Source organism: Methanobacterium petrolearium (genome assembly GCF_017873625.1).
Classification (GTDB): domain Archaea; phylum Methanobacteriota; class Methanobacteria; order Methanobacteriales; family Methanobacteriaceae; genus Methanobacterium; species Methanobacterium petrolearium.
In genome coordinates this window covers 223,782-233,882 of sequence record NZ_JAGGKL010000003.1, presented here as the reverse complement: position 1 = coordinate 233,882, position 10,101 = coordinate 223,782, and the positions used below count along the sequence as shown (strand labels likewise).

The 10,101-nt window shown below is 42.3% G+C and carries 20 protein-coding genes; all 20 read left to right on the top strand.

Annotated features, from left to right (window positions below):
- Positions 1-274: hypothetical protein (locus tag J2743_RS04360; RefSeq protein ID WP_209625343.1), on the top strand; the 274-nt coding region annotated here is incomplete at its 5' end.
- Between the two features lie 48 nt (positions 275-322).
- Positions 323-529 carry a 50S ribosomal protein L29 gene (gene rpmC / locus J2743_RS04355; protein WP_209625342.1) on the top strand — a complete coding sequence of 69 codons (207 nt, stop codon included), beginning with the start codon at positions 323-325 and terminating at the stop codon, positions 527-529.
- Between the two features lie 5 nt (positions 530-534).
- Positions 535-840, top strand: coding sequence for a stress response translation initiation inhibitor YciH (gene yciH / locus J2743_RS04350; protein WP_209625341.1), 306 nt, complete (start codon positions 535-537; stop codon positions 838-840).
- 210 nt (positions 841-1,050) lie between these two features.
- A complete protein-coding gene (gene rnp1, locus J2743_RS04345; RefSeq protein ID WP_209625340.1) occupies positions 1,051-1,335 on the top strand; it encodes a ribonuclease P protein component 1 in 285 nt (94 codons plus the stop codon).
- A 4-nt stretch (positions 1,336-1,339) separates the two neighbouring features.
- Positions 1,340-1,657 carry a 30S ribosomal protein S17 gene (locus J2743_RS04340; protein ID WP_209625339.1) on the top strand — a complete coding sequence of 106 codons (318 nt, stop codon included), beginning with the start codon at positions 1,340-1,342 and terminating at the stop codon, positions 1,655-1,657.
- Positions 1,658-1,659: 2 nt separating this feature from the next.
- Positions 1,660-2,058: a 50S ribosomal protein L14 gene (locus J2743_RS04335; RefSeq protein WP_209625338.1), complete on the top strand. Its 399-nt coding sequence runs from the start codon at positions 1,660-1,662 to the stop codon at positions 2,056-2,058.
- An 8-nt stretch (positions 2,059-2,066) separates the two neighbouring features.
- Positions 2,067-2,420 carry a 50S ribosomal protein L24 gene (gene rplX, locus J2743_RS04330; RefSeq protein WP_209625337.1) on the top strand — a complete coding sequence of 118 codons (354 nt, stop codon included), beginning with the start codon at positions 2,067-2,069 and terminating at the stop codon, positions 2,418-2,420.
- A gap of 1 nt (position 2,421) precedes the next feature.
- Positions 2,422-3,147, top strand: a complete 726-nt coding sequence (locus J2743_RS04325) for a 30S ribosomal protein S4e (RefSeq protein WP_209625336.1) — start codon at positions 2,422-2,424, stop codon at positions 3,145-3,147.
- Positions 3,148-3,672: a 50S ribosomal protein L5 gene (locus J2743_RS04320; protein WP_209625335.1), complete on the top strand. Its 525-nt coding sequence runs from the start codon at positions 3,148-3,150 to the stop codon at positions 3,670-3,672.
- Between the two features lie 8 nt (positions 3,673-3,680).
- Positions 3,681-3,824 (top strand): 30S ribosomal protein S14, encoded by a 144-nt coding sequence (locus tag J2743_RS04315; RefSeq protein ID WP_081580328.1) that lies wholly within the window; start codon positions 3,681-3,683, stop codon positions 3,822-3,824.
- A 10-nt stretch (positions 3,825-3,834) separates the two neighbouring features.
- Positions 3,835-4,227, top strand: coding sequence for a 30S ribosomal protein S8 (locus J2743_RS04310; protein ID WP_209625334.1), 393 nt, complete (start codon positions 3,835-3,837; stop codon positions 4,225-4,227).
- Positions 4,228-4,238: 11 nt separating this feature from the next.
- A complete protein-coding gene (locus J2743_RS04305) occupies positions 4,239-4,772 on the top strand; it encodes a 50S ribosomal protein L6 (RefSeq protein WP_209625333.1) in 534 nt (177 codons plus the stop codon).
- 6 nt (positions 4,773-4,778) lie between these two features.
- Complete coding sequence (locus J2743_RS04300) at positions 4,779-5,108, top strand: 50S ribosomal protein L32e (protein WP_209625332.1); 330 nt, start codon at positions 4,779-4,781, stop codon at positions 5,106-5,108.
- 279 nt (positions 5,109-5,387) lie between these two features.
- On the top strand, positions 5,388-5,834 hold the full coding sequence (locus J2743_RS04295; protein WP_209625331.1) for a 50S ribosomal protein L19e: 447 nt from the start codon (positions 5,388-5,390) through the stop codon (positions 5,832-5,834).
- A gap of 13 nt (positions 5,835-5,847) precedes the next feature.
- The gene (locus tag J2743_RS04290) at positions 5,848-6,429 is read left to right on the top strand and encodes a 50S ribosomal protein L18 (protein ID WP_209625330.1); all 582 of its coding nucleotides are present in this window, start codon (positions 5,848-5,850) and stop codon (positions 6,427-6,429) included.
- Positions 6,429-7,076 (top strand): 30S ribosomal protein S5, encoded by a 648-nt coding sequence (gene rpsE / locus J2743_RS04285; protein ID WP_209625329.1) that lies wholly within the window; start codon positions 6,429-6,431, stop codon positions 7,074-7,076. The genes J2743_RS04290 and rpsE overlap by 1 nt, the downstream gene beginning before the upstream one ends.
- A 10-nt stretch (positions 7,077-7,086) precedes the next feature.
- Complete coding sequence (rpmD, locus tag J2743_RS04280) at positions 7,087-7,545, top strand: 50S ribosomal protein L30 (RefSeq protein WP_209625328.1); 459 nt, start codon at positions 7,087-7,089, stop codon at positions 7,543-7,545.
- A 95-nt stretch (positions 7,546-7,640) separates the two neighbouring features.
- Positions 7,641-8,081 (top strand): uL15 family ribosomal protein, encoded by a 441-nt coding sequence (locus tag J2743_RS04275; protein ID WP_209625327.1) that lies wholly within the window; start codon positions 7,641-7,643, stop codon positions 8,079-8,081.
- Positions 8,082-8,122: 41 nt separating this feature from the next.
- The gene (gene secY, locus J2743_RS04270; RefSeq protein ID WP_209625326.1) at positions 8,123-9,469 is read left to right on the top strand and encodes a preprotein translocase subunit SecY; all 1,347 of its coding nucleotides are present in this window, start codon (positions 8,123-8,125) and stop codon (positions 9,467-9,469) included.
- Position 9,470: 1 nt separating this feature from the next.
- Positions 9,471-10,028 carry an adenylate kinase gene (locus J2743_RS04265; protein WP_209625325.1) on the top strand — a complete coding sequence of 186 codons (558 nt, stop codon included), beginning with the start codon at positions 9,471-9,473 and terminating at the stop codon, positions 10,026-10,028.
- The last annotated feature ends 73 nt before the right edge of the window (positions 10,029-10,101 follow it).

Below are 10,101 nucleotides of genomic sequence, written 5' to 3'. Positions count from 1 at the left end.
CACCGAAGCTAAAGAAGCAGTGGAAGAAAAGGTTGAGGAAGTAAAAGAAAAAGCTACCAAAACCAAAAAAGCCGCTGATAAAAAAGCTGAAGAAGTTAAAGAAAAGGCTGCTGAAGCTAAATCTGAAGTTGCTAAGGCTAAGAAGGCTGCTGATGAGAAGGTTGAGGAAGTTAAGGAAAAAGCCACCGAGGCCAAGGAAAAGGCTTCCAAAAAAGCTGAAGAAGTCAAAGAAAAAGCTTCTGAAATCAAGAAAAAGGTGGAAAAATCCCAATAGGATTTTAAACCTTTAAAATCATCATAAATTATAAAAGGATGTAGCAATATGGTTATATTAAGGAGTAAAGAGATTCGTGAAATGGGAATGGAAGAAATCCAGGAAAAACTGGAAGAACTCCAGGCAGAATATGCCAACAACATTTCCAAAAGCGCTGCTGCGGGAATTTACGAAAACCCAGGCAAGATCAAGGAACTTAAAAGAACCATTGCACGAGTCAAAACCATAATTAACGAAAAAAATAAGGAGAACTAAAATCGATGAAAATCTGCGAAGTTTGTGGTCTACCAGAAGAACTCTGCGTTTGTGAGGAAATAGCCCGAGAGATACAGAGTGTAAAAGTCTACACGGTGAGAAGAAGATTTGGAAAACTGATGACTATTGTAGAGGGAATAGATGAACACGATATTGACATCAGAGAACTCACCAAGGAACTGAAAAACAGATGTGCCTGCGGTGGAACGTCCAAGAAGGGCCAAATCGAACTGCAAGGAGACCATAAAAGGAGGGTTAAGGAAGTCTTGGCCGAAATGGGCTTTTCTTCAGACACCATCCAAATTCGTTAGATGCTTGGTTAATCATTGGATTTCATGGCATGTGGTTGTTAAATTAACATAACAGTCAACATGCTCATTCATGCCAAATATAACCATAAATTTTAAGTTCAAACTTTATTAGAGGTTTAATAATCAAATAGTTAAGCCACTAACACCTGAAACCATCAGAACAAATATATGATTTTCAGGAACATCACACACCCATGCACAACTGATACCATGATCACACCACAAAACATTATGAAACATGAACTGGTGGGCTTGGAACTAGAAGTCACCGGTGGTTTGCATGGGGATTTAGAAGGAATTAAAGGAAAAGTGGTTAACGAAACCAAAAACACCCTCACCATTGATGATGGTGAAGGCAATGAAAAAATCATACCCAAAGGAAGTGCAACATTCCAGTTCAAACTTCCCGAGGGAATCACAGTAGAAATAGATGGCAAGATAATAATTTCTCGCCCGGAAGACAGGATAAAAAAGAGATTTAGGAAATATTGGTGATACTATGGTTGGTATTGAAGTTACCGAACCCAAAGAAAAATGTGAAGATCCTAACTGTCCCTTCCATGGGACCCTGCCAGTGCGGGGCCAGATCCTGGAAGGAATAGTCACCAGTGACAAGGCAGAACGGACCATCACAGTTGAAAGAAGTTTTTACAAGTTCATACGAAAATACGAACGATACGAAAAAAGAAAATCGAAAATAAACGTACATAAACCAGACTGTATCCAGGTAAACATTGGTGATACAGTCAAGATTGCGGAGTGCCGACCCCTTTCCAAGACCAAGCACTTCGTAGTGGTGGAAGTAAAAGGGGATTAAAAATGAAGGCCATCACATCAAAAGTCAGTAAATCATTACCCATCGGAGCCCGCCTGCAATGTGTGGATAACACCGGAGCCCGTGAAGTGGAAATAGTATCAGTCAAAGGATACAAAGGTGTCAGAAGAAGACTAGGAAGTGCCGGTGTAGGGGACATGGTGGTAATATCCGTTAAAAAAGGAACCGTGGACATGCGTCGAGAAGTCACCACCGCGGTAGTTGTTAGGCAAAAAAAGGAATTCCGCCGAGCTGATGGACTTAGAGTAAAATTCGAGGACAACGCTGCAGTCATAGTAACTCCAGAAGGAATGTTGAAAGGTTCTGAAATAAGAGGACCTGTGGCTAAGGAAGCTGCGGACAGATGGCCATCTGTGGGAAGCGCTGCCAGTATTATTGTGTAGGTGATTAAATGTCCAAACAACCAAGAAAACAGAGGAAATTACGTTACCAAGCACCATTACACCTCCGTCATAAATTGATGAGCGTCACCCTCAGCCCAGAACTACGGGAAGAATATGGACGTCGCTCCCTACCTGTGAGGAAAGGGGATACTGTAAAAGTTCTGCGAGGGGACTTCAGAGACCACGAAGGAAAAGTAGAAGATGTGGATCTTAAACACTACCGAATCATGATTGAAGGTATGAGTGTGCAGAAACCTGACGGAAATCAAGTTTACCATCCAGTACATCCCTCCAATGCAATGCTCATGGAAATGGATCTGGATGATGATGAAAGAAATGATATATTAGAGAGGAAGGGATAAAATGGCCAAAATGGGATCAAGAAAACATTTAAAACGATTCAAATCACCAGAACACTGGCCCATCCACCCAAAAGAGTTTACGTGGACGGTGAAACCCAGTCCAGGACCACACACCATCGAAGGATCATTACCATTACTTGTTGTAGTTCGTGACATACTCCAAATAGCAGACAACGCCCGCGAAGCCAGAATCATCATCAACAATGGTGAAATCATGGTGGACGGCCGCATCCGTAAGGACTATAAATTCCCAGTTGGATTCATGGATGTAATCCAAATACCAAAGACTGAAAAAGCTTATCGTGTATTGCCTGATGAGCGTGGAAGACTGATGCTCCACCCCATAGAAAAAGCAAACACTGGATTCAAACTTTGCAAGATTCAGGATAAAACCACCATCAAAGGAGGTAAAACACAGTTAAACCTCCATGACGGTAGAAACTACATTACTGATGATGATTGCAAAACTGGTGATGTCCTGGTGCTCAATGTACCTGAACAGGAAATAAAAGATCAAATCAAATTTGAAGATGGAACCCTTGGAATCATAACCGGGGGTAAGCACATTGGTGAAAGGGGAAATGTGAAGGAAATCAACATCAACAGCGGCCCCATACCCAACACAGTACTAATCGAAACCAAGGATAAAACTTTCCAAACATTACAGGACTATGTTTTTGTCCTGGGAAAAGACAAACCAGCGATTTCACTCCCTGGAGGCCAGTAAATGAACCCAATGCAACAGGTACAAATAGCAAAAGCCACAGTTAACATTGGAGTTGGAGAAGGTGGTGAAAAACTGGCCAGAGCAGAAAAACTGCTCAAGAATATCACCAACCAGAAACCAGTGCGTACAACATCTAAAGTAACCAATCCTGAATTTGGAATCAGAAAAGGTCAACCTGTAGCTTGCAAGGTAACTCTCCGTGGTGAAAAGGCACACGATGCTGTTAAGCTCATTCTTTCTGGAATTGATAACAAAATCAGATCTCGACAGTTTGATCGTCAAGGTAACTTATCCTTTGGAATCGAGGAACATATTGATATTCCTGGAATGCGCTATGAACCTGATATTGGAATATTCGGGATGAACGTTAACGTAACATTCGAAAAACCAGGATACGGGATTAAAAGAAGGAAAATTCAGCGAAAGCACATTCCTCACAAACACCAGGTCACGCAAGACGAGACACTGGAGTACATGAAGGAACATTTCCAGATTAAAATAAAATCTGATAAAGATGATGAATAGGTGATAAATTGCCCAGAAAATACGGAAAGGCATCCAGGAAATGTAGAAGATGCGGAGATCACTCTGCTCTGGTGAGAAGATATGGTCTCATGCTCTGTCGACAATGTTTCCGAGAACTTGCCCCTAAAATAGGATTTAAAAAGTTTAATTAGAGGTGACAAGATGACACTTATGGATCCTCTGGCCAACGCCCTTACAAATATGCGTAACAATGAGATGCAGGGAAACAACAAATGTAACATAACTCCAGCATCTAAAATGATTGGGCAGGTCCTGAGGACAATGCAAAAAGAAGGTTACATTGGTGAATTTGAATATGTTGATGATGAAAAGGCAGGACAATTCACCGTGGAACTAGAGGGTAACATAAACAAGTGCGGTGTGATAAAGCCCAGACATGCCGTGAAAAATGACGAGTTTGAAAAATTTGAAAAACGATACTTACCATCAAAGAACTTTGGAATAATGATAGTCACTACCTCTGAAGGTATAATGACCCACCAAGAAGCCAAAGAACACGGTATAGGTGGTAGGTTATTGGTATACGTTTATTAAGGTGATTAAAAATGGCTTTAGCAGTGGTTCTAAGGGAAGAAATACCCGTCCCAGAAGGCGTGGAAGTCACCATAGACAAAGAAGTGACAGTTAACGGGCCCAAAGGAGAACTTAAACGTAAGTTCAATCAGGGTAACGTCACCATTAAACAGGAAGATAGTATGGTGGTGCTGGAAACTCGCTTCCCTAAAAAGAAGGATAAAGCAATGTTGGGAACCATAAAATCCCATATCAGTAACATGATCCAAGGATTAACCGAAGGATTCACCTACCGGATGAAAATTGTTTACGCTCACTTCCCAATGACTGTCAAGGCAGCCAAGGAAAAAGTAACCATCGAAAACTTCCTGGGAGAACGCTACCCCCGCACAGCCAAAGTTGTGGGCACAGCTCAGGTAAAAGTTCAGGGAGATGAAGTAATCATCACCGGTGTGAATAAAGAAGATGTGGGCCAAACCATGGCCAACCTTGAACAAGCTACTAAAATCAAGGGCAGAGACCCAAGGGTATTCCAGGATGGAATATACCTGGTGGCTAAGGAGTGATCCCCAATGAGGAAACCAAAATTCAGAAGACAGGAATGGCACCGGTACAAAAAATTGGGCGAAAAATGGAGGAAAACCCGGGGTAAAACTAGTAAAACCCGAAGGTATGAAGGTCGTAAACCTGCCATGCCAACCATCGGATACTGTTCACCCAATGCCACAAAAGGATTACATCCCTCAGGATATGAGGATGTCCTGGTGTGCAATGTTAAGGACCTGGAAAAATTAAAACCCGAAACCCAGGCCGGAAGGATCAGCTCAACTGTCGGACTCAGAAAAAGAGAAGTATTGCTCGAAAAAGCAGATGAGCTGGGAATCAAGATCCTGAATGAATAGAATCTCACAATCCCAAAAATATCATCAATCATAAATCATCAATATCCTAAACCGTTTGCATGGTGATAATCATCAGATTAACACCACTCAAAAAAAAACGGATATCATAGGAATATACAGGGCCATCATCCCCTAATGATGATGGAAACATGGAAAAAAATGAAAATGGATGCAAAGGGAAATTAGCATCCCCAAGAATCCTGAACACATATCATCAGGATTTTAAAAAAAGTTTTGATCAACCTTTTTTTCAAAAAGGTTGAAATTGGAGGTTTCTTTATGAATCTTACTACTCAAAAGAGACTAGCTGCAGACCTGCTAAAAGTGGGTGTGAACAGGGTATGGATAGACCCTGATAACCTGGAAGAAGTTTCCCGGGCAATCACCAGGGAAGGAGTTAACAAACTCATCCAGGACGGGTACATAAAAGCACGACCCAAAAAAGGAATCAGCAGTTACCGATCAAAAAAGATAGCAGAACAGAAAAAGAAAGGAAGAAGGAAAGGCAGAGGAAGTATAAAAGGAGCAAAAGGGGCAAGAAACCCTAAAAAGAAAGCCTGGATGACTACTATCAGGGCACTCCGAAAGGACCTCAAGGACATGAGGGATGAACGTGAAATCAACCGCACCACCTACCGTAAACTATACAGAATGGCTAAAGGTGGGGCATTCCGTAGTAAATCCTACATGAAAACCTACGCCAGAGACCACGACCTATTAAGATAAAGGGGTAATGACAATGGCACACGGATCAAGATATAAAGTAGCATTTAAGCGTAGAAAAGAAGGAAAAACCGATTACGGTGCAAGATTAAAACTTATAGGATTGGACAAGCATCGTCTGGTAATTCGAGTTACTGGTAATCACACCATAGCCCAAATAATTGATGTGGAACTTTCCGGAGATCAAACACTGATTTCAGCCCATTCCCAGGAACTTAAAAATATAGGATGGATGGCCAGTGGAAAAAACACATCCGCAGCATACCTAACAGGATACCTTTGCGCTAAAAAAGCCATCAAAGAAGGTATAGGTGGAGCAGTCCTGGACATGGGACTTAAAAGCTCAACAAAAGGTTCCAGAGTGTATGCAGCACTCAAAGGAGCAATTGATGCCGGTCTTGAAATACCTTACAATGATATTGTACTTCCTGACGATGACAGAATCACCGGAGAACACATTGCCCAGTACGCCCAAACATTGGACAAAGCTGAAATGGAGAAAAAGTTCTCCCAATATCTGAAAAAGGGACTTTCCCCACAGGACTTACCTGATCACTTTCAAAGTATCAAGGAAAAGATCGAAAAAGAGGTATCATAATGAATGATTATAACAACGAGGAATGGGAGCCCAAAACCAACCTGGGGCACATGGTAAAGGAGGGTCAAATCACCAGTATCGATGAGATCTTCGACCGTGGCCTCCCCATCATGGAACTGGAAATAGTGGATTCACTACTCCCAGATCTGGAAGAAGAGGTAATGGACGTGAACCTGGTGCAGAGAATGCACAAATCAGGGCGTAAAGTTAACTTCCGGGTTATTGTAGCTGTGGGAAACAAAAACGGATACGTGGGACTGGGCCAGGGAAAAGCCAAAGAAGTAGGTCCAGCCATCAGAAAAGCAGTAGATGATGCTAAATACAACATCATCAAAGTCCGAAGAGGTTGCGGAGACTGGGGATGTGTCTGCGGACGAGAACACACCGTACCATTTAAAGTGGAAGGTAAAAGTGGCAGTGTCCGAGTAACCCTCATACCCGCCCCGGGAGGAGTGGGCCTGGCCATAGGAAACGTGGGCAAAACCATCCTGGGACTAGCAGGAATCGACGATATATGGTCTCAAACAAGAGGACAAACCCAAACCACAATCAACTTTGCAGGAGCAGTATTTGACGCTCTTAAAAAGTTAAGCATGGTTAAAGCACCTACCAAAGACCTTAAAAAACTAGGCGTCTGTGTGGAGTAAGGTGATAAACATGATTATAGCATTAAGAGTCAGAGGACGCACCGGGATCAACCATGACATAGCTGACACCCTGGACATGCTCAGACTAACAAGAATCAATCACGCAGTTCTCATGCCAGACACTCCCAGCTATCAAGGAATGCTCCAGAAAAGTAAAGACTACATAACCTGGGGAGAAATCAACCAGGAAACATTAACCCAGTTAATTGAAAAAAGAGGAAGATTCCCTGGAAGAGAACGATTCACACCTGAAGCTCTAGCTGAACTGGGAGATTATAAATCAGCAGAAGAACTATCAGAAGCCCTCCTAAATGAGGAAACCACCCTGGAAGATGTTGGTCTAAAACCAGTATTCCGACTACATCCCCCAAGGAAAGGATATGATCACATCAGAAAAAGTTTCAATGAAGGAGGAACACTGGGTTACCGGGGAGAAGAAATTTCCGAACTTATAAAGAAGATGGTGTAAATATTATCACACATCAACCCATTACAACCTAAAAAACTCTAAAAATTGAAACATCAACCAAAAATTTTATCCAATCACAATTCAAGGTGTACAATATGATAAGGAAAACCCGCAAAATAAATAAAATGCGAGGCTCACGTACCATCGGCGGAGGCTGTTCCAAGAAAAGGAGAGGAGCAGGGCACCGTGGTGGAAGAGGAAAAGCCGGAGGTCATAAACATATGTGGACATGGGTAGTTAAATTCGACCCAGACCGCTTTGGTAAAAGCGGTTTTAAAAGACCTCCAAAGACCATAAACAAGTTCAAAACAGTTAATCTGGATTATCTGGATGACAACGCAGAGAAACTGGTTCAAAAAGAATTAGCCCAGAAAGAAGGTAAGAACATAATCATTGATGTTAGCCAGTTAGGCTATGACAAAGTTCTGGGTAAAGGAAAAGTTACCAGGGCACTCACCCTTAAGGCGAAACATTTCTCACAGAGTGCCATGCGTAAGATTGAAGAAAACGGTGGGGAAGCAGTAACTCTCCAATAATTTTTATTGAAAGTCCCTGTTCCCATAAGGAGTGAATATAATTGTTGAAGGAAGCTCTTCTGCAGATGTTCTCATTTTTACCTCAGGTAAGGTCACCTACCTACCGGGTTCCCTTTAAAGAAAAATTAAAGTGGACCGGGGTAATTTTGATACTCTACTTTGTACTGACTCAGATACCATTATTTGGTTTAAGTGCAACTTCAGTAGATCAGTTCGCCCAGTTGAGGGCGGTAATGGCGGGTAGTTTTGGTTCTATCGTAACCCTAGGTATAGGGCCCATAGTAACCGCATCAATCATACTCCAACTTCTGGTTGGGGGGAAGGTCCTTGACCTAGATCTTTCACAGCCTGAAGACAAGGCTTTCTTCCAGGGAACTCAGAAACTCCTGGCAATGATTTTCACTCTCTTTGAGGGAGGGGTCTTGATACTTACTGGTTCACTTCAAGCATCATCCCCAGGACTAGAATGGCTCATGATTTTACAGGTTGCCATTGGTGGAATATTGATCATATTTCTGGATGAAGTGGTATCCAAATGGGGATTTGGAAGTGGAGTGGGACTTTTCATTGCAGCCGGTGTTTCAGCACAGATCATAATTGGAGCATTCAATCCATTGGCAACTTCTGTATCACCAGGAGTGCCTTCCGGTGCAATACCCCAATTCATATACCTGTTAACCACCAGCCAACCCGACTTCAGCATATTAATACCAGTATTCTCACTTATCGTGGTGTTTTTAGTAGTAGTATATGCACAGAGTATGCGAGTTGAAATACCCTTATCCTTTGGAGGAGTGAAGGGGGCCCGTGGTAAATATCCTCTGAAATTTATCTATGCCAGTAACATGCCAGTTATCCTGACCAGTGCATTACTCCTGAACGTACAATTATTCGCAGCATTATTCCAGAAATTAGGATTCCCTATACTGGGAACCATATCCAATGGACAGGCAGTCAGTGGAATAGCCTACTATTTAACCACACCTACCGGTATTTCAAATATTTTCACTAACCCGTTAGGAGTGTTATTTTATGGTTTGGTGTTCATAGGATCGTGTATACTATTTGCATGGTTATGGGTGGAATTAAGTAACATTGGACCCAAAGATGTGGCTAAACAGTTACATGGTATGGGTATGCAGATACCTGGATTCAGGAGTAGCCGTACTCAGTTTGAAAGAATACTTAAAAAATACATCCCTGCCATAACCGTAATGGGGGGTGCTGCAGTAGGTCTTTTGGCCTTAGGAGCTGACCTTACCGGTGCACTGGGAGGAGGAACAGGTGTTCTTCTTACTGTTGGTATCGTGTACCAGCTTTATGAAGAAATTGCAAAAGAACAACTCATGGATGTACACCCCATGCTCAGAAATTTCTTAGGTGAATAAGATGAAAGTTGTTGTAGTTGCAGGGATACCGGGATCAGGGAGCACCACAGTGCTCAAACACGCCTTAAAAGAAGCGAATTATATTCATGTGAATTATGGGGATGTGATGCTTGAAATAGCCCTGGGAATGGAATTAGTTGAGGAAAGGGACTCACTGCGTAAACTCCCCCCAGAAACCCAGAAAAAAATTCAGAAAAAAGCTGCCAAGGCAATAAAAGAAAGATCGGCTGAATCTAATATCATTGTAGACACCCATTGCACCATAAGAACACCTTCCGGCTTCCTACCAGGACTGCCACAATGGGTTTTAGAGAAACTACAACCAGACATGTTCATACTCATTGAAGCTGATGGTGATGAAATACTCATGCGCCGTATCACTGACACCACCAGAACCAGAGACTCAGAACGCCTCAACGATATCAAACTACACCAGGAAATGAACCGAGCCACAGCCATGGCATACGCCGTATACACCGGGGCCACAGTCAAGATTATAGAAAATCATAACGACCGGTTAGATGAATCGGTTAATGAAATGAAAGGAACCTTGAAATAGGGAAATGGAATATAAAAAACCCTGATGAAATGGAGAAATGAAATATAAAAACCTTCATTGATGGGGTATGAGA